This is a genomic window from Rhodanobacter terrae, from assembly GCF_042657005.1.
GTDB lineage: Bacteria > Pseudomonadota > Gammaproteobacteria > Xanthomonadales > Rhodanobacteraceae > Rhodanobacter > Rhodanobacter terrae.
Map to the genome: position 1 here is coordinate 100241 of NZ_JBHSNG010000003.1, position 17458 is coordinate 117698.

The following is a 17458-nucleotide window of genomic DNA, read 5'->3' on the forward strand; positions in this document are numbered from 1 at the left end:
TCCACTGCGGTCTGCAGAAAGGTGCACCTTGGCCGCGGCTTATTTTATGGGAGCGACTTCAGTCGCGATGGCGCAGCAGTGTGCTGCGCCGCCCGGTTGCGCATCGAGCAGCTGCAACGCCGAGATGCTGCAGGCCGCTGCCGCGGCCATCGCGACTGAAGTCGCTCCCACAGGCAAACGTGCATCTTGGCGACGAGCAGAAGCTTGTTCGGACGTTCCTTAGGGCAGACCGCCGCGCGCCGGCTATTCTTCGGCCGCGTCGTAGACCGCGGCCAGCACCGAGGCTGCCGCCGCATAGAGCAATACCGGCACGTCGTCGCGTAGTCGCAGCGCCGCCAGCAGCGCAGCGATCTGGGGATCGTGATGCAGCGGCACGCCCAGCGCTTGCGCGCGGGCCAGCAGGATTTCCAGTGATTCCGGAGGCATCGCGCCGACTTCGCTGCCGCCGCTGGCCAGCCGCAGGCTGACCCGGCGCAAAGCGGATGGCGGCGTGTTCATGCCGTCGCCTGCAGCAGCACGGCGCTGTGCCGGCCTGGCGCCTGCGGCAGACCGACCTGACAGCTCAATTGATCGAGCAGTACGCCGCACGCGGCCAACCGCTGGCGCATCGGAATGAACTGGCGTTCCAGCCGCTGGGCGGTATCCGCTTGCTCGGCCCACAGGCGCACCGACAGCCGCGGTTCGCGCAGCTGCAATTCGCCTTGCACCGGTCCAAGCGCCGGCAGGTCCAGCGCGAAACCCAGGGTCCAGCCATGGCCACCTTCGGCCGCGTCGTTGACGTATTCCAGCTGGATCTGCAGTACGTCGCGGCCACCATCGCCTTGCAGCGGAATCTCGATGATCCAGGCGGACAGCTGGCTGGCGCTGGCATCCAGCTGGGCGACCTCGACCCGCGCCAGCGCCGCTTTCACGTCGCCATGCAACTGGTCCAGCAAGAGGCCTACGCCACCCTCGGCGCCTTCCTCGGCAAGCATCGTCGGCACTGGCAGCCGCGGCTGCGCCTGCAGCCCACGCTGCAGCAGCGGCGGCTCGGTTTCGCTGCGGCTGGGCGGCGGGGGCGCCGCCGAGCGCCGGTCCAGCAGCCCGGCCAGGCGCAGCAGCGCGCCCTTCCAGTCGTCGCCGGTCAATGCCGGCGTGTCGCCTTGGGGACCGAGCAGTTTGGATTCGAAGAACATGCCGCTACGGCTGATCGCCTCGCGCAGACCCTCGCCGCGAGTGATTTCCGCCGGCGTGCGCAGGGATTGCTCAAGCAGCGCCAGCGCGGTGCGCAATTCCGGCGGCAGCTGGCGCAAGACCGGCCGCTGGGCCAGCGCACCCAGCGTGGCCAGCAGGGGCGCGTAGCCGTTCTGCTGCGGCAGGCGTTCGCGCAGGACACGCTGGAAGGTCCGGTCGGCCGGTTGGGAAAGCACTTCCAGCTGCGGTTGCGCGCCCAGGGTCAACACGCGCACCTGAAACTGCGTCGGCAACTGGGCGTTGGGCACGTCGGCCTCGACGGTCAGGGCGCCGATCCGCAAGATCAGCAGCCCCTGCGGGTTCACCCCCAGCGGCCGCGCCGACAGCACGGTGCCGATGCGCCAGCTCTGGGCGGTGGTGCCGGAGGCGGCACCGGCCCAGGTAAGCGCGGCAAGGCTGATCGGTGGGATGTTCAAGTCGGTTCCTGCACCGGACGCGGTGCTGGTAGGGGGTCGTCCCGGAGGACATCGGCCGGGTTCGCGCGAACTTTAGCCCGCTGCAGCGGGAATCCGTCGCGGTGCCGTAGCGCCGGCGCCAAACGCCCGGCGCTGCCCGGTCAACATGCCCGATCGACGTGCCGATCAACCGGCCGCTAAAGCGATCCGCCGTCTGGCCGATAGCCATGACATCAGCGCATACGGCGCGAGCGGAGTCGAGGCATGGCCGGCAAGCGGGCGAGGCAACAAGGTACCGGCGAATCGGGCATGGAAGAGTCCGACGCCGCGTCGGCGGATGTCGCAGCAGCGGCGCCGCTGCTGCTGCTTCCGGCGGATTGCCGCATGGCGGCGCAAGCGGCCTTGAAGGAGGATTTGCTGGGTGCACTGAAGGCCGGCGCCATCGTGCTCGATGGTACCCAGGTGGAGCGCGTCGACACCGCCGCGCTGCAGTTGCTGGTGCTGTTCCGGCGCGAGCTGGATAGACAAGGCGGCACGTTGCACTGGCATGGCACGAGTCATGCTCTGAACGAAGCAGCCGGCCTGCTCGGGCTGGCGCAGTTATTGAACCTGCCAGCGTCAACGCTGGCCTGAACGAGGTGGCGGCATGGCAAAGATTCTTGCGGTAGACGATTCGGCTTCGATGCGGGGCATGGTGGCTTTCACCTTGCGCGGCGCCGGCCATGAAGTGACCGAGGCGGAAAACGGACAGCTGGCGCTGGACGTGGCGCGCGGAAGTTCATTCGAGCTGGTGCTGGCCGACGTCAACATGCCGGTGATGGACGGCATCGCCATGGTGCGCGAGCTGCGTGCGATGGATGGCTACAAGGGCGTGCCGATCCTGATGCTGACCACCGAGTCGCATACCGAGAAAAAGATGGAAGGCAAGGCAGCCGGTGCCACCGGCTGGCTGGTCAAGCCGTTCGACCCGGAGCAGCTGCTGGCTACCGTCAAGCGCGTGCTGGGTTAAGGAATGCCATGAGCGCGGTCGACCTGACTCAGTTCCACAAGACCTTCTTCGAGGAAAGTCGGGAAGGCCTCGATGCCATGGAGGCGGCGCTGCTGGCGCTGGATTCGGGCTCGACCGACCACGAGCTGGTGCACACCATCTTTCGCGCCGCGCACTCCATCAAGGGAGGCGCCGCGACGTTCGGATTCGCCGACGTAGCGGCATTCACCCATGTCGCCGAATCGCTACTGGAAGAGGTGCGCAGCGAACGCCGTGCGGTGGACTCCGAGCTGATCGAACTGTTGCTGCGCTCGGTCGACTGCATGCGCGCGATGCTGGAGCGATCCAGTCGTGGCCAGGCGGTGGCCGATGCCGACAGCGAGGCGCTGCGCGTCGAGCTGGTGCGGCTGGTCAGCGGCGAGGTGGCCGCAGCGGCCACGGCGGCCACGGCGGCCACGGCGCCGACCAGCGGATGGAATATCGCGTTTACCGCGTTGCCGCATCTGCTGCAGACCGGCAACGATCCACTGCGTCTGTTTCGCGAACTGCAGCAGCTGGGCCGGCTGGAGGTCGTGCGCGCGTTCGTCGCCGACGGCGCGCCGGCGCAGCTGAGCGAGCTCGATCCCAGCCAGTGCCATCTGGGTTGGGAATTGCGTCTGCATGGCGCCGTCGCCCGCGGCGACATCGATGCGGTGTTCGACTGGCTCGATGGCGATTGCGAGCTGGCTATCGCGCCGCTGGTCGAGGTTGCGGCAGCCGAGGCCAAGCAGGCCCCGGATGCAGCAGCGCCGGCGCCGGCGGCCGCGCCGCGGCCGGTGCGCGAAACCGCCGCCGCTTCCGGCGAAGGCAGCTCGATCCGCGTGGGCATCGACAAGGTCGATGCGCTGATCAACATGATGGGCGAACTGGTGATCACCCAGTCGATGCTCAGCGACATCGGCGAGAAATTCGAACCGTCCCAGCTGCCCCGGCTGCGCGACGGGCTGGTGCAGCTCGAGCGCGCCACGCGCGAGCTGCAGGACAGCGTCATGCGCATCCGCATGCTGCCGATCGGCTCCGTGTTCAACCGTTTTCCGCGTCTGGTGCACGATCTGGAGCGCAAGCTCGACAAACGGGTCAGGCTGGAGCTGCATGGCGAGCACACCGAGCTGGACAAGACGGTACTGGAGAAAATCGGCGATCCGCTGGTGCATCTGGTCCGCAACGCGATCGACCACGGCCTTGAGTTGCCCGCGCAACGCAAGGCCGCCGGCAAGTCCGAGACCGGCACGCTCAAGCTCAACGCGTACCACGAGAGCGGCAATATCGTGGTGCAGATCAGCGACGACGGCGCCGGGCTCAACCATGCCGCGATCGTGGCCAAGGCGCAGCAGCGCGGCATGATCGCCGCGGGCCAGGAACTCAGCGACGCCGAGGTGGCCGAGCTGATCTTCCAGCCGGGCTTTTCCACCGCCGCCCAGGCCACCGACCTTTCGGGGCGCGGCGTCGGCATGGACGTCGTGCGCCGCAACGTACGCGATCTGGGCGGCAGCGTGGGCGTGCGCAGCGTATCCGGCAAGGGCAGCACATTCACGATCACCTTGCCGCTGACCCTGGCGATCATCGATGGCCTGGTCACGGCGGTGGGCAGCGAACGCTACATCGTGCCGCTGACCTCGATCGTCGAATCGCTGCGTTTGCGCGCCGATGCGGTACGCCGGATCGCCGGCGGCGGCGAGGTGTTCCACTTCCGCGACGAATACCTTCCGGTCATGCGGCTGCATCGCGCCTTCGCCTGCACCGACGCGGTCACCGAGGTCGAACGCGGCATCGTGGTGGTGATCGAGGAGGACGGCCGGCGCGTGGGCCTGCTGGTCGACGACCTGCTGGGCCAGCAACAGGCGGTCGTCAAATCGCTGGAGGCGCATTACCGGCGCGTGCAGGGCATCTCCGGCGCCACCATCCTCAGCGACGGCTCGGTCGCGCTGATCGTCGACGTGGGCGGCGTGGTGCGGCTGGGCCAGCGCAGCAGAGCGGCCTGATCGCGCGCGATCAGGCGCTCGATCTAGCCTGCACCGCACTCAAGTTCCCGGCGCTTGCGCCGACACAGTCAAGGAAGCAGGACGCGCAGACGTCCGCCACGAGGTTACGCCCCATGAACCAAGACCCCATGCACGAAAACCCGATGCGCGAAGACAGGCGGGCCGCTGCAGCGCCGCTGCAGCAACTCACCTTCAGCCTGGCCGACGAAGAGTACGGCGTGGACATCCTGGCCGTGCGCGAGATCCGCAGCTGGTCGCGCGTCACCCGCATTCCGCAGACGCCGGATTACGTGCTGGGCGTGCTGAACCTGCGCGGCGCGATCGTGCCGATCATGGATCTGCGTCTGCGTTTCGGCCTGCGGCGCGAAAGCTACGGCGACGACACCGTGGTGATCATCGTGGCTATCGCCGAGCGCCTGTTCGGCATCGTGGTGGACGCGGTTTCCGACGTGGTCGACATCGAACCGTCGGCGATCAAGCCGGTGCCGGACATGGGCGCGGTGGTGGATACGCGTTATCTGAAAGGCCTCGCCACCTATGCCGAACGCATGGTGATGCTGCTGGATGTGGAAAAGCTGATGCGTCCGGAGGACGTGGAAACGCTGGAGGCGGCGCTGCCGACCATCCAGGAAGTTGAAGTTGCCGCCTGACCCGGGAATCGAGATGAAGATGAAGAATTTGACGGCGCGCTTGTCCCGCCTGACCACATTGACCGTCAAGGCTCGCCTCATCGGCGTGCTTGGCCTGTTGTGCGCCATGTTGCTGGTAGGCGCCTGGATCGGACTTGGCGGCATGGCCAGGGCGAACGAGAGCGCACGCCAGATCTACCAGGAAGAACTGATCCCGCTGACCAACATCAACCAGGTGGCGCGCGGCTCGCTGGACAGCTTCATTTCGCTGAGCGAGGCGGCGTTCCACAAGGATGACAAGGCGATCGTCAAACAGAAGCTCGACGAGGTTGCCAAGACCCAGGCGGGTGACGCGGTGCTGCTGAAGACTCTTGGGGCGACCGCGATGTCGCCGGCAGTCAAGAAGCAATGGAGCGCGTTCGAAAGCGCCCGCGGCGACGTGGCATCGTCGATGACCGAGATCACTGATGCGCTGAACAAGGCCGATGACGGCGCCAGCAGCCTGCTGTACTCCGACGTGCTGCCGAATATGACGATCATGGATTCGGAGATGAACAAGCTGATCGCCATGCAGATCGACGAGAGCCGCCTGCAGTACGAGTCGGCCGTCACCAGCTACCAGCGCATCCGCCTGATGACCTTCGCCGCGCTCGGCGCCGGCATGCTGCTGGCGGTGTTGATGGCGTTCTTCCTGATCCGTTCGATCGTCGGCACGCTCAACCGGGCGGTGCATCTGGCCAACGCCATCTCGCAAGGCCAGCTCGGCCACCACATCACCACGCGCCGCAAGGACGAACTGGGGCGTTTGCTGGAAGCGTTCCGCACGATGGACGACCGGCTCACCCTCACCGTCGGCGAAGTCCGCCGAGGCTCCGATGCGGTCAGCACGGCGGCGCAGCAGATCGCGCACGGCAACGACGACCTCAGCCAGCGCACGCAGGAACAGGCCTCCAGCCTGGAAGAGACCGCCTCGTCGATGGAGCAGATGACCTCCACCGTCAAGCAGAATGCCGAGAACGCCAGCCATGCCAACCAGCTCGCCCGCGGCGCCCGCGAGCAGGCCGAGCGCGGCGGCGAAGTGGCCGGCAAGGCCATCCTGGCCATGAGCGAGATCAACGCGTCCAGCGGCAAGATCGCCGACATCGTGGGGCTGATCCAGGAGATCGCGTTCCAGACCAACCTGCTGGCGCTGAATGCCGCGGTGGAAGCAGCCCGTGCCGGCGAGCAGGGCCGCGGCTTCGCCGTGGTCGCGACCGAGGTGCGCAGCCTGGCCCAGCGCAGCGCCGGCGCAGCGAAGGAGATCAAGGGGCTGATCAACGACAGCGCGGAGAAAGTGCGCAGCGGCTCGGAGCTGGTGAACCAGTCGGGCAAGGCGCTGGCGGAGATCGTCGAGAGCGTGAAGAAGGTCACCGACATCGTGGCCGAGATCGCCGCCGCCAGCCAGGAACAGTCCGCCGGCATCGACCAGGTCAACAACGCCGTGATGCAGATGGACGAGATGACCCAGCAGAACGCCGCGCTGGTCGAAGAGGCCGCCGCCGCCGCCCGCGCCATGCACGAGCAGGCCGGTGAACTGACCCGCCAGGTCGGCTTCTTCCACTTGAGCGACGACGGCGCGGCATCCACGGCGTCGGCGGCGTCGGCGCGGGCGAAGACGGTGGCGGCGGAGGCCGAGGCGGTATTCGCCGCCGTGCGCAACACCGCGCCGATTGCCGTCCGCCCGGCGCGCGCACCGGCCGAGCCCGCCAGCGCAACCGGTGTATGGAAGGAATTCTGACGTGAATGCGGTGTCCGCTGCCCTCGACGACAAAGCCATCGCGACGGGCCCGGCGGGCCCGCTGCTGGGGGACGCCGATTTCCAGTATCTGCGGGCCTTCGTGCTGGAGCATTGCGGCATCGCGCTGGGCGACCACAAGCACCAGCTGGTGCAGGGGCGCCTGTTGCGGCGGCTGCGCGCGCTGGGTCTGTCGAGCTTCACCGGTTATTGCGAGTTGCTGCGGCGCGATCCGCACAGCGAACTTGGCGAGCTGGCCAGCGCCATCAGCACCAATGTGACGTCATTCTTCCGCGAAATGCACCATTACGACCTGCTGGTCGACGAGCTGCTGCCGCGCTGGCTGCACGAGAAACGTCGCGAAGGCGACCGCCTGCGGATCTGGTCGGCGGGCTGCTCCACCGGCGAAGAGCCCTACGCGCTGGCGATGGTGCTGGCCGAGGCGATCGAGCAGAGCGGCAGCAAGGTGGACGCCAGGATCCTGGCCACCGACTTGTCGCCGCAGGCGCTGGAAACCGCGCGCAGGGGCGAGTATTCGCTGGAGCGCCTGGCCGGCATCAGCGCCGAGCGCTGCCGGCGCTGGATGCTGCGCGGCGAGGGCGAGTACGAAGGGTTGGCCTGCGTGCATCCGCGCCTGCGCGAACTGGTCACCATCGAGCCGCTCAACCTGCTGCATCCGTGGCCGATGAGCGGTCCGTTCGACGCGATCTTCTGCCGCAACGTGGTGATCTATTTCGACCAGCCGACCAAGCAGCGGCTGTTTCGCCGCTACGCCGAGCTGCTGCCGGTGGGCGGCTACCTGTTTCTGGGTCATTCCGAATCGCTGCACGGTGTCAATGACCAGTTCGAGCTCATCGGCCGCACCGTCCATCGGAAGATCGCCGAATGACACTGCTGGCCGACCGCCGCGCCAATGCGTCGGACCCCGCTTTGGTGCTGCCAGGCTTCGAGCACCTGCGCCGCTACTGGGACCCGACGCAGGCGTGCATGACGGTGAAGGTGCTGCCCGGCGAGTTCTATGTCAGCACGCAGAATGAACTGGTCACGACCGTGCTCGGATCCTGCGTGTCGGCGTGCATCCACGACCCGCACCGCGGCATCGGCGGCATGAACCATTTCATGCTGCCGGAGCCGCGCGGCGAGCGCGACAGCTGGACCTCCACCGTGGGCCGCGCCGCGCGTTACGGCAGCGATGCGATGGAACAGCTGATCAACGCGATTCTCATCGCCGGCGGCCAGCGCGCCCACCTGCAGGTCAAGATATTCGGCGGTGGCCGGGTGCTGGCGCAGTTGACCGATATCGGCCGGCGCAACATCGATTTCGTGCAGCACTACATCGCTACCGAAAAGCTGAACCTGTGCGCATCGGATCTCGGCGACGTGTATCCGCGGCAGGTGCAGTTCTTTCCCAGCAGTGGCCGGGCGCGCGTGCGTTTGTTGCGGCGCCACGACGACGTGCAGCTGGTGGCCGATGAGCCTGGCTACCTCAAGCGTTTGGCAAATGACCCGATAAAGGGTGAGGTCGAGCTCTTCTAGCGACGGCTTCATCGCGGAAAACCGGCGAGGCCGCCGTCGATTGCGACGCGGCTCGAGCTTCATGGCAGGTAAGTTGAATGGCAATGGAAAGAGTACGTGTCCTGGTAGTCGACGATTCGGCGTTGGTTCGCAAGCTGATGACGACGATGCTTGCCTGCGATCCCGAGATCGAGGTCGTGGGCACCGCCGCCGATCCGCTGATTGCCCGCGAGAAGATCAAACAGCTCAACCCCGACGTGTTGACGCTGGACGTCGAGATGCCGCACATGGACGGCCTGACATTTCTGGAAAACCTGATGCGGCTGCGGCCGATGCCGGTGGTGATGGTGTCGTCGCTGACGGTGCAGGGCGCCGAGGTGACCTTGCGCGCGCTGGAGCTGGGCGCAGTGGATTTTCTGGCCAAGCCCAGCAGCGACCTGGCCAACAGCTTCGGCCAGAGCGCGCAGGAAATCTGCGCCAAGGTGAAGCTGGCGGCCAAGGCCCGGCCGCGCGCACGTACGGCGGTGCGCAGGCTGGATGTGCCCCCGCGCCTGTCGGCGGACGCGGTGCTGCCGCGCGTGCAGACGTCGGGCACCCGCGGCGGCAGTTCGATCATCGTGATCGGCGCCTCGACCGGCGGCACCGAGGCGGTGCGCGTGGTGCTGGAATCGATGCCGCCCGATGCGCCGCCGATCCTGGTGACCCAGCACATTCCGGCGGCCTTCAGCGGCCCGTTTGCCGCGCGCATGGACCGGTGTTCGGCCATGCGCGTGTGCGAGGCCGAGGACGGCCAGCCGATCCAGTCCGGCCATGCCTACATCGCTCCCGGCAGCCACCACCTGCTGGTGATGTGGGACGGCGCCAAATACGTGTGCCGGCTGCACGACGGGCCGCCGGTCAACCGGCACAAGCCCAGCGTGGATGTGCTGTTCCGCTCGATGGCCGCCAGCGCCGGCGTGGGCACCATTGCCGCGCTGCTGACCGGCATGGGCGACGACGGTGCCCGCGGCCTGCTCGAACTGAAACAGGCCGGCGCGGCGACGCTGGTGCAGGACGAGGCCAGCTCGGTGGTATGGGGCATGCCCGGTGCTGCATGGAAACTCGGTGCGGCTGCGGAAATGCAGCCGCTTGATCACATTGCCGCGCGCCTGCTCGCACTGGCGCGCCAACCCCACGACGGTGTTTCACGCACCTGACATCGGATATCGGCTCATGGCTGTCCTATCTCACATCGCCCGGATCTTCGCTGACCGCCCGCTCTACGGCTGGATCGCCAGTACGCTTGCGCTGTTGCTGGCGCTGCTGTGGCATCCGACATGGCTGGCGCCGCTGCTGATCGTCGTGCTCACCGCGGTATGGATCGTCGAGAGCCGGCGCCAGCCGCCGCTGGCCGCGCCGTCGGCCGAAGCCGGCAACAGCACTCCCGTGCGCGAGGCGCTGGAGGACGTGCGCGGCGCCCTGGTCGACGAGCTCGGCCACGCCACCCGCGAGCTGCACCAGGGACTGGACCTGCTGCGCGACGCGGTGTCCGAACTGGGCGGCGGGTTCGATGGCCTTTCGCACAAGACCGGGCTGCAGCAGTCGCTGCTGAAGCAGATCATCGACGCCCAGAACGGCGGGGTCTCGGTGCAGGATTTCGCGGCCCGCACCGGCGACCTGCTGCAGCACTTCGTCGGCATGATCGTGCAGATGTCGCGCGAAAGCCTGCGCATCGTCTACCGCATCGACGGCATGGCGAAGGAGATGGATGCCGTATTCGGGCTGCTGAAGAACGTCAACACGATCGCCGAGGAAACCAACCTGCTGGCACTCAACGCGGCGATCGAGGCGGCGCGCGCGGGCGAGTCCGGCCGCGGCTTCGCCGTGGTGGCCGGCGAGATCCGCAACCTGGCCAGCAACTCCAACCAGTTCAACGAGCAGATCGGCAGCCACGTCGAACGCGCACGCACCGCGATGGAGCAACTGCGCGGGCTGGTCGGCACGATGGCCTCGCAGGACCTCAACGTGGCGCTGTCGGCCAAGGGCGGCATCGACGCCATGATGGCGCACGTCACCGAAAGCGACGCACGCACCAGCGCGGTCGCCGACCAGGTGGTCGAGATCAATCGCGGCCTGGGCAGCGATGTCTCCACCACGATCAGGTCGCTGCAGTTCGAGGACATCCTCAGCCAGCTGCTGCGGCAGACGCGCACCCGGCTCGTCGAACTGCAGGAGGTGGTGGGCGAATGCACCCGCGACATCGAGGAGCTGGCTTGCGCGCCGGTCGACGCCGACAACCTTGCCGAGCATGCGCAACGGGTGCGCAGCCGGCTGGCCGTTCAGCGTGAAAAGGCGCGTCTGCGCTCCCGTGGCCCGGCATTGCAGAGCTCGATGGATGCCGGCGAAATCGAATTGTTTTGAGGAGCACAGCATGATCGTCCATCACGACAGCGAACACGATTGCCTGACCCTGCAACTGGGCGAGCGTTTCGATTTCAGCATCCATCGCGATTTTCACGAGGCCTGTCTCGGCGCCGGTGGCGCCGCACGCAGCTACGTCATCGACCTGGGCGAGGTGACCAGCATGGACAGCTCGGCGCTGGGCATGCTGCTGCTGCTGCGAGAACACGCCGGCGCCGACCGCGCCGAGATCCGCATCGTCAACGCCGGCACCGAATTGCGCAGTACCTTGCGCGTGGCCGGCTTCGACAAGTTGTTCATGCTGCACTGATTCCTGCAGCGACTGACGGGCCTCGATGCCTTCCCGGCCTGCGATACATCCCTTTGGCGCGTGCGTTGTGCCTCAAGGCTCCGGATTCCGGAGCCTTTTCGTATCTGCGGGGAATGGGCGGGGAGTGCGGGGCACTCCGGCGTTGCAGCCAGCCTGCAGCCGCATCGATGAGCCGGCGGGGCAGCGCATGCAGGCAAACGAATCCGGGCCGCCGTGATGGCGGCCCGGATTCGTTTGCTGCTTGTCGGCGACGATCAGAAAGCCCCGGTCAGGCCCGCACCGATCGTCGCGCTGCGGCTTACCAGGCGCGAACGCTGGCGATGCCGGCGGCGTAGGTCTGCATGCTGGGGTCGTAATGGAACTGGCGGCCGAGGTCGAATTCCACCGACTGCCCCGGCCCGATATTGGTGGTGCCCGCCGGCCAGCCCTTCTTGCTGGCGATCACGTTGCCGCTGGCGTCCTTGGCCTGGATCTCGATCTGTGCGGCCGCCGCTTCGGCGCAGTGGTTCACCAGCTGCCCTCTCATGGTCATCTTCGAGCTCATGCCGCTGGAACCGGCGGCGACCTTGAAATCCTGGATCGCGAAATCGGTGGCCGAGCAAGCCGCGTGTGCCGCCATGGGGGCGGCAAGGAGCAGGGCGGAGGCAATCAGAATGTTCTTCATTTCGGGTTATCTCATCATCGGGTGGGGGAAGGACACCTGATAAACGGCAGCGACCCGGAAAACTTTAGAGCGGACGTGCGGCCGGCCGGCAGTGCGCGCGTCGGCGCGACATCCCTTGACCGGCCGCGGATGGCGCCATCCGTCGCCGGCTTACCAGCTGCGCACGCTCACGATGCCGGCAGCATAGGTCTGCATGCCGGGGTCGTAGTGGAATTGACGGCCGACGTCGAATCGCACCGATTTGCCGGGCGCGATATTGGTGGTGCCTGCCGGCCAGCCTTTCTTGCTCTGCAAGACGTTGCCATTGCTGTCCTTGGCCTGGACTTCGATCTGGGCAGCGGCAGGCTCGGCGCAGTTGTTCACCAATTCGCCTTTCATGACCATCTTGGTGCTCATCCCGGTGGAACCGGCGCTGACGGCGAAATCCTTGATGACGAAATCCGTGGCGGCGCAGGCCGCATTGGCTGCCATCGGAGCGAACAGGCACAGGGCGGAAACAAGCAGACGAGATTTCATGATGGGCGTTCCGGGATCAGGGGACCATGACCCTGAAATCGGCCGCGCCGGGGAAATCTTTAGAGTCCGGGAGCGGCCGAACTGAAATGTTCGATGAACCACAGCCCCGCAAACAGCTTGGGGTCGATCGAATAACCCTCGGCGGAACGGGCGAACAGCCAGGCGCCGGCTTCCAGGCGTGGCACTTCGTGCACCACGATGTTTTCGGTTTCGTCGCCGCCGCCCGGGCCGACTCTGGTGAGCTCCCACGCCCGCACGAAGGTGATCATCTCGGTGCTCATGCCCGACGACGACGGGCCGCAGTGCACGAACTCCACCCGCTGGCAGCGATAGCCGGTTTCCTCTTCCAGCTCGCGCTGTGCGGCGAGCAGTGCGCTCTCGTCGGTCATGCCGACTTCGTCGCCGACCAGTCCGGCCGGCATCTCGATCGTGTTCCGCAGGATCGACACGCGGTATTGCTCGACGAACAGCACACGGTCGTCGGGAGTCACTGCCAGGATGATGACCGCTCCGCCGGGATTGTTGCGCTCGGCATACTCCCAGCGGCCGCGCTTGCGCAGGCTCAGCCAGCGGCCTTCGTACAGGGTTTCCACCGTTGCGCTGGCGTCGGCGGGGATACGGCTGTCTGGATGGTTCATCGGCATCGCATCAGGGTGGCAACAAACCGTCATGGTGCCGCGCCTGTGTGGCAGTCACAACCACACGCTCAATCATCTGCCACGATCTCGATGGGACTGGGCCTGATGCGCGTTGCCCAGGCCACCCCGGCGATCAGCAGAGCGATGCCGCTCAGCGTGAGCGGGCCGGGAGCGCGGCCGCGCAAGGCGAAGGCATAGCCCAGCGCCGCCAGTGTCTCGAACACGATCAACTGCCCGGCCAGCGCGGTGGGCAGGCGCTGGCTGGCGGCGTTCCAGCACAGCGTGCCCAACCAGGAAGCGAACAACCCGATGGCCACCATCAGCCCGGCGAAGCGCAGCGGATGCGGGCCGAACGGCATGGCGAACGGGTGGCCGCCGACGCCCATGAACAACCACAGCAGCAGATAGCCCACCAATGCCAGCGGCAGCGTGGCGAGGCCCTGCGCGGTGGCCCAGGTACGCGGGCTGCGATTGGCATGGTGACGTAACCAGTCGGCGTTGCGCAGTGGATACCAGGTCCAGCACGCCAGCGCGACGAAGGCGAGCAGCGCGCCTTGCGCGTAGCGCGAGAGATCGCCGGTGGCCTGCAGGTCCAGCGTCGCCAGTTCAGCCCGATTGACGCAGGCGATACCGGCGGTGATCAGCACCAGCGACGGTGCCAGTCGCAGCCACGGCAGCCGGCCATCGCGGCGGGCATTGCGCAGGTTGGCGGTGATCGCGATCACTGCCGGCAGCGTGCCGATGATCATGGTGGGCAGCGGGGCGCCGGCGCGCTGGATCGCACTGGCAAGGCACAGGTAGTACAGCAGGTTGCCGATCGCGGCGAGCTTCAGCGCCTCCAGCCAGTCGGCACGCCCGAGCTGGCGCAGCGCACGGCGGTCCATCCATGCCAGCGGCAGGGCGATCAGACCGAAGGCGAGATAGCGCCCCACCGACTGCAGTGCGGCCGGATACTCGGGCAGCAGCAGCGGGCTGATGAATACCAGGCCCCACATCAGGCCGGCAGCGAGTGCGTAGAGCGTTCCTGTCCACATGGCGCGTAGCGTGACTGTTGGCAGGGGCGCGGTCTTGTACCAGATTGCGGTGGGTGCTTGGGGGCGGGTGGTGGCATCGGTGATGACGTTGCGGAATCACCGGTCGTTGCTTGTCATCCGGGCGTGCGTTTGGCGATCGTTTTTACGCTCGTCACCCCAGCTCAAGCTGGACCGGCGCGAAGCGCGCAGAACGTCCCAGGGCGGCCCCGGCGAGCGTAGCGAGGCATTCAGTGACTTTCACTCTGGCGTGTATCGTCAGCGCCACAGGCGAGCCCGGTCGCGTAAACCTTCAAAGGGGCGAAAGGCACCGGGCCCCAATCCCCCCCCGGCGAACTACCCCCGCAATGCACGCTGATACGCCGCCGGCGTCACCCCATAACGACGCGCGAACGCCCGCGTGAGATGCGCCTGGTCAGCGAGCCCCACTGCGGCCGCCACCTGGGCGGGCCGTTCGTTGCGGGAGAGTTGCCGTTTCGCCTCGGCCAGCCGGAACGCCATCAACATCTGCTGGGGCGTGGCGTGATGTTGCGCCTGGAACCGGCGCAGGAAATGGAACGGACTGAGCCCCGCTACCGCGGCCAGTTCACCCAATGTAAGTCGCTGCGAGAGATGAGCGTGCAAATACTCCACCACTGTTGCGAAACGCGCGGCGCGTTCGCCAGGGGCGGCGCGCGGCGTGCGTGCATGGCGACGGAACTGCGTCAGCAGCTCGAACAGCAGGCTGTCGAAGGCCAGCGGCTCACGCGACTGCCACAGCGCATCCAGCAGCGAGGTGACGCGCCGTGCGCTCGGCGGGTCTTTGCGCACCACCTCGCCGAACCACCAGCCCGGCTCGCCGGTGACCTCGGCCACCGCCGACGGTTCGATGTACACCATGCGGTAGTGCCAGCCACCCTCGGTTTCAGCGCGTCCGGTATGCAACTCATCGGGATTCATCATCACGATGGAATCGGGTGGCGCGAGATGGTCGGCGCCGCGATAGCGGAAACGCTCCACACCCGACTCGATCGCACCCAAGCCGAAGCCATCATGCGTGTGTGGCTGGAACGCATGGCGCACGATATGCGCGCGATACAGCTCCACGCCCGGACGATGCGCTGCCAGCCGGAACTCCGCGGTGTCGCGTTGGGATGAAAGCTGGGAGGGGACGCCTTGCATGTTGGTCATGCTACCGCGCACCGGTCGCGCATAGAGTGCATCCCTACAAAAAAGCGTGCTCTTCCGTAGGAGCGCACCCCGTGCGCAACGCGCTTCGTCTCAGTCCTGAACCAGCAACGCTTTCAAGCGCGTCCGCGTCAACGGTCCGAACCGCAGCCGCTCGCACAACGCATCCAGCGCTGCGGCCTCGCCGCGAAGACGGCGCAAGGCATCAGCCTCTGTGGCCACCGGTGCGTCCAGCGCAATGCGCGTAAGCCGCCGGTAGAGCCGGGCCTGCTCCCCGTGCTCGCGCAACTTCGCCGCGCAACTGGCTGCGCCACGCAGGCGCAGGAAGGGCACCTCGTCGACGCGATCCAGCAAGGCATCCAGACTACCGAAATGCGTCAGCAGGGCGGCGGCGGTTTTCGCGCCGATGCCGGGCACGCCGGGAATGTTGTCCACCGCATCGCCGCACAGCGCGAGATAGTCGGCTACCTGGTGCGGATGCACGCCGAGTTTTTCGTGCACGCCGGCCGGACCCCAGCGCAGGCCGCGGGCATAATCCCACTGCTCGTCGTGCTCACCCAGCAACTGGCCGAAATCCTTGTCGGCGGACACGATCACGCTGCGCCGGCCATGCGCGCGCAGGTTCCATACGGTGCTGCCGATCAGGTCGTCGGCCTCGAAGCTGTGGTCGATCATCAGATGGATGCCGAGCGCCTCGGTGATTGCGCGGCACTGCACGAACTGGCGCTCCAGATCCGGCGGCGGCAGCTCGCGGTTGGCTTTGTACGGCGGGTAGATCGCATTGCGGAACGAACTGGTCAGCGAGGCATCGAACGCCACCGCGATGTGCTCGGGTTGCGCGCGCTCCAGCAGCTCGCACAGGAAGCGGGTGTAGCCGTGCACGGCGTTGACCGCATGGCCGTCCGTATCGAAGAATTCGTTCGGCATCGAATGCCAGGCGCGGAATACGTACAGGCTGCCGTCGACCAGATGGACAGCTGGAAGTCCGTTCGCCGGCGTGTTCACGGCGTCCATGTGCCGAGCAGGTCGGCCAGCGCCGGGCGATCGCGATCGGGCACCTCGATCTGCGGCGTACCCAGGTGCACGAAACCGACCACGTGTTCGTGTTCGGCCAGTCCGAGTATCGCCGCCGCCTCGCGGTCATAGGCCGCCCAGCCGGTCAGCCATTGCCCGCCGTAGCCCAGTGCGTGCGCGCCGAGCAGGATGTTGTAGGCGACGTTGCCGGCGCACAGCTTCTGCTCGATCTCCGGCACCTTGCTGTCGGCATGCAGGCGGGCCACGACCACCATGACCAGCGGCGCGAAGGTGTAGCGAAGGCGCTCCTTCTCCTGCTTGGCCTCGGACATTTCCGGACTGTTGCGTATCGCGATCGCGGCCAGCCGTTCGCCGAAGCGCAGCTTCGCCGTGCCTTCCAGCCGGATCAGCCGGAACGGCACCAGCTTGCCGTGGTCGGGCACGCGGATCGCCGCTTCGAGCAACATCTGCAACGTGGCCTCGTCCGGTGCCGGCTCGCCCAACTGGCGCGAAGGGACGGAATGGCGTTGCTGGAGCAGGGACAGGGCAGCGGGCATGAATCAATTCTTCGGACGCGGAGACGCCCATGCTAACCGGCGGGTCGACGGCGCGCGAACGGTCACGTCGGCGGCAGCTTGAACGAGTCGGGCAGCAGTGCGGCCACGGTGGCCTGCTGCGTGTCGCCGCGCAGATTGGCCATCAGCACCGGCATGGCGCCGTCGCACAGCTCGGCCATTACCTGGCGGCAGGCGCCGCAGGGGCTGACCGGACTGTCGCCATCGGCGATGACGGCGAGTGCGGCAAAGTCGCCGGGCCGGCAACCGGCGGCAACCGCGCTGAACAGCGCGGTTCGTTCGGCACAGTTGCACAGGCCGTAGGACGCGTTCTCCACGTTGCACCCGCCGAACCGGCGGCCGTCGCGAGTCAGCAGTGCGGCACCGACCCGGAAGTGCGAATACGGCGCGTAAGCGTGATCGCGCGCGCTGCGCGCCAGTGCCAGCAAGTCGGTGAACATGTTGGTGGATACGGGCATCGGAGTCTCCGGCGAGGACCCCGGGTGGCACGAGCCGCGTGCGCCGGCGGGCCAGCTTACCCTTTTCGGCCGATACGGATCAAAACCGGCACGGCAAGCCGCTAAGATGTGGCAATCATTGTCGAGGGGA

General features: G+C 67.0%; 20 protein-coding genes. 10 read left to right on the forward strand and 10 right to left on the reverse strand.

The genetic code is table 11. From position 1 onward, the window contains the following. Positions 1-243: 243 nt before the first annotated feature. The gene (locus ACFPPB_RS04080; RefSeq protein ID WP_377324674.1) at positions 244-498 is read right to left on the reverse strand and encodes a flagellar biosynthesis protein; all 255 of its coding nucleotides are present in this window, start codon (positions 496-498) and stop codon (positions 244-246) included. Further along, on the reverse strand, positions 495-1649 hold the full coding sequence (fliK, locus tag ACFPPB_RS04085) for a flagellar hook-length control protein FliK (protein ID WP_377324676.1): 1155 nt from the start codon (positions 1647-1649) through the stop codon (positions 495-497). Before fliK ends, ACFPPB_RS04080 begins: the two co-directional genes overlap by 4 nt. Before the next feature lie 243 nt (positions 1650-1892). Between fliK and ACFPPB_RS04090 the strand changes: the two genes are divergently transcribed. The 10 genes from ACFPPB_RS04090 (at position 1893) to ACFPPB_RS04135 (ending at position 11265) form a co-directional block, all read left to right on the forward strand. Further along, positions 1893-2261 carry an STAS domain-containing protein gene (locus ACFPPB_RS04090; protein WP_377324678.1) on the forward strand — a complete coding sequence of 123 codons (369 nt, stop codon included), beginning with the start codon at positions 1893-1895 and terminating at the stop codon, positions 2259-2261. Positions 2262-2274: 13 nt separating this feature from the next. Continuing rightward, complete coding sequence (locus tag ACFPPB_RS04095; protein ID WP_072757857.1) at positions 2275-2637, forward strand: response regulator; 363 nt, start codon at positions 2275-2277, stop codon at positions 2635-2637. Positions 2638-2645: 8 nt separating this feature from the next. After that, positions 2646-4637, forward strand: coding sequence for a chemotaxis protein CheA (locus ACFPPB_RS04100; RefSeq protein ID WP_377324680.1), 1992 nt, complete (start codon positions 2646-2648; stop codon positions 4635-4637). Between the two features lie 143 nt (positions 4638-4780). Next, entirely contained in the window at positions 4781-5287 is a 507-nt protein-coding gene (locus ACFPPB_RS04105; RefSeq protein WP_377325040.1) for a chemotaxis protein CheW, read from the forward strand. A gap of 13 nt (positions 5288-5300) precedes the next feature. Further along, positions 5301-7043: a methyl-accepting chemotaxis protein gene (locus tag ACFPPB_RS04110; RefSeq protein ID WP_377324682.1), complete on the forward strand. Its 1743-nt coding sequence runs from the start codon at positions 5301-5303 to the stop codon at positions 7041-7043. Between the two features lies 1 nt (position 7044). Beyond that, positions 7045-7929 carry a CheR family methyltransferase gene (locus tag ACFPPB_RS04115; RefSeq protein ID WP_377324684.1) on the forward strand — a complete coding sequence of 295 codons (885 nt, stop codon included), beginning with the start codon at positions 7045-7047 and terminating at the stop codon, positions 7927-7929. After that, complete coding sequence (gene cheD / locus ACFPPB_RS04120; protein WP_377324686.1) at positions 7926-8576, forward strand: chemoreceptor glutamine deamidase CheD; 651 nt, start codon at positions 7926-7928, stop codon at positions 8574-8576. The genes ACFPPB_RS04115 and cheD overlap by 4 nt, the downstream gene beginning before the upstream one ends. An 83-nt stretch (positions 8577-8659) precedes the next feature. Continuing rightward, positions 8660-9751 (forward strand): protein-glutamate methylesterase/protein-glutamine glutaminase, encoded by a 1092-nt coding sequence (locus ACFPPB_RS04125; protein WP_377325042.1) that lies wholly within the window; start codon positions 8660-8662, stop codon positions 9749-9751. 16 nt (positions 9752-9767) lie between these two features. Beyond that, the gene (locus tag ACFPPB_RS04130) at positions 9768-10955 is read left to right on the forward strand and encodes a methyl-accepting chemotaxis protein (RefSeq protein WP_377324688.1); all 1188 of its coding nucleotides are present in this window, start codon (positions 9768-9770) and stop codon (positions 10953-10955) included. 10 nt (positions 10956-10965) lie between these two features. Then, positions 10966-11265 (forward strand): STAS domain-containing protein, encoded by a 300-nt coding sequence (locus ACFPPB_RS04135; RefSeq protein WP_377324690.1) that lies wholly within the window; start codon positions 10966-10968, stop codon positions 11263-11265. Positions 11266-11563: 298 nt separating this feature from the next. On the opposite strand, the gene ACFPPB_RS04140 is transcribed toward ACFPPB_RS04135, so the two are convergent. The 8 genes from ACFPPB_RS04140 to cdd form a co-directional block, all read right to left on the reverse strand. Then, a complete protein-coding gene (locus ACFPPB_RS04140) occupies positions 11564-11929 on the reverse strand; it encodes a hypothetical protein (protein WP_377324692.1) in 366 nt (121 codons plus the stop codon). Between the two features lie 150 nt (positions 11930-12079). Continuing rightward, a complete protein-coding gene (locus tag ACFPPB_RS04145) occupies positions 12080-12445 on the reverse strand; it encodes a hypothetical protein (RefSeq protein WP_377324694.1) in 366 nt (121 codons plus the stop codon). Between the two features lie 59 nt (positions 12446-12504). Continuing rightward, entirely contained in the window at positions 12505-13083 is a 579-nt protein-coding gene (locus tag ACFPPB_RS04150; protein ID WP_377324696.1) for an NUDIX hydrolase, read from the reverse strand. 68 nt (positions 13084-13151) lie between these two features. After that, positions 13152-14117 (reverse strand): DMT family transporter, encoded by a 966-nt coding sequence (locus ACFPPB_RS04155; RefSeq protein WP_377324698.1) that lies wholly within the window; start codon positions 14115-14117, stop codon positions 13152-13154. A gap of 333 nt (positions 14118-14450) precedes the next feature. Next, entirely contained in the window at positions 14451-15284 is an 834-nt protein-coding gene (locus tag ACFPPB_RS04160) for an AraC family transcriptional regulator (protein WP_377324700.1), read from the reverse strand. A gap of 90 nt (positions 15285-15374) precedes the next feature. Then, the gene (locus ACFPPB_RS04165; RefSeq protein WP_377325044.1) at positions 15375-16286 is read right to left on the reverse strand and encodes a 5'-3' exonuclease; all 912 of its coding nucleotides are present in this window, start codon (positions 16284-16286) and stop codon (positions 15375-15377) included. Further along, the gene (locus ACFPPB_RS04170; RefSeq protein WP_377324702.1) at positions 16283-16852 is read right to left on the reverse strand and encodes a nitroreductase family protein; all 570 of its coding nucleotides are present in this window, start codon (positions 16850-16852) and stop codon (positions 16283-16285) included. The genes ACFPPB_RS04165 and ACFPPB_RS04170 overlap by 4 nt, the downstream gene beginning before the upstream one ends. A gap of 62 nt (positions 16853-16914) precedes the next feature. Next, entirely contained in the window at positions 16915-17328 is a 414-nt protein-coding gene (cdd, locus tag ACFPPB_RS04175) for a cytidine deaminase (RefSeq protein ID WP_377324704.1), read from the reverse strand. Positions 17329-17458 lie beyond the last annotated feature (130 nt).

What these genes read in the sequence shown, in the direction of transcription:
- ACFPPB_RS04080 (WP_377324674.1), bottom strand. Translation starts at nt 498, where the DNA reads ATGAACACGCCGCCATCCGCTTTGCGCCGGGTCAGCCTGCGGCTGGCC.
- ACFPPB_RS04090 (WP_377324678.1), top strand. Translation starts at nt 1,893, where the DNA reads ATGGCCGGCAAGCGGGCGAGGCAACAAGGTACCGGCGAATCGGGCATG.
- ACFPPB_RS04095 (WP_072757857.1), top strand. Translation starts at nt 2,275, where the DNA reads ATGGCAAAGATTCTTGCGGTAGACGATTCGGCTTCGATGCGGGGCATG.
- ACFPPB_RS04100 (WP_377324680.1), top strand. Translation starts at nt 2,646, where the DNA reads ATGAGCGCGGTCGACCTGACTCAGTTCCACAAGACCTTCTTCGAGGAA.
- ACFPPB_RS04105 (WP_377325040.1), top strand. Translation starts at nt 4,781, where the DNA reads ATGCGCGAAGACAGGCGGGCCGCTGCAGCGCCGCTGCAGCAACTCACC.
- ACFPPB_RS04110 (WP_377324682.1), top strand. Translation starts at nt 5,301, where the DNA reads ATGAAGATGAAGAATTTGACGGCGCGCTTGTCCCGCCTGACCACATTG.
- cheD (WP_377324686.1), top strand. Translation starts at nt 7,926, where the DNA reads ATGACACTGCTGGCCGACCGCCGCGCCAATGCGTCGGACCCCGCTTTG.
- ACFPPB_RS04125 (WP_377325042.1), top strand. Translation starts at nt 8,660, where the DNA reads ATGGAAAGAGTACGTGTCCTGGTAGTCGACGATTCGGCGTTGGTTCGC.
- ACFPPB_RS04130 (WP_377324688.1), top strand. Translation starts at nt 9,768, where the DNA reads ATGGCTGTCCTATCTCACATCGCCCGGATCTTCGCTGACCGCCCGCTC.
- ACFPPB_RS04135 (WP_377324690.1), top strand. Translation starts at nt 10,966, where the DNA reads ATGATCGTCCATCACGACAGCGAACACGATTGCCTGACCCTGCAACTG.
- ACFPPB_RS04140 (WP_377324692.1), bottom strand. Translation starts at nt 11,929, where the DNA reads ATGAAGAACATTCTGATTGCCTCCGCCCTGCTCCTTGCCGCCCCCATG.
- ACFPPB_RS04145 (WP_377324694.1), bottom strand. Translation starts at nt 12,445, where the DNA reads ATGAAATCTCGTCTGCTTGTTTCCGCCCTGTGCCTGTTCGCTCCGATG.
- ACFPPB_RS04150 (WP_377324696.1), bottom strand. Translation starts at nt 13,083, where the DNA reads ATGAACCATCCAGACAGCCGTATCCCCGCCGACGCCAGCGCAACGGTG.
- ACFPPB_RS04155 (WP_377324698.1), bottom strand. Translation starts at nt 14,117, where the DNA reads ATGTGGACAGGAACGCTCTACGCACTCGCTGCCGGCCTGATGTGGGGC.
- ACFPPB_RS04160 (WP_377324700.1), bottom strand. Translation starts at nt 15,284, where the DNA reads ATGACCAACATGCAAGGCGTCCCCTCCCAGCTTTCATCCCAACGCGAC.
- ACFPPB_RS04170 (WP_377324702.1), bottom strand. Translation starts at nt 16,852, where the DNA reads ATGCCCGCTGCCCTGTCCCTGCTCCAGCAACGCCATTCCGTCCCTTCG.
- cdd (WP_377324704.1), bottom strand. Translation starts at nt 17,328, where the DNA reads ATGCCCGTATCCACCAACATGTTCACCGACTTGCTGGCACTGGCGCGC.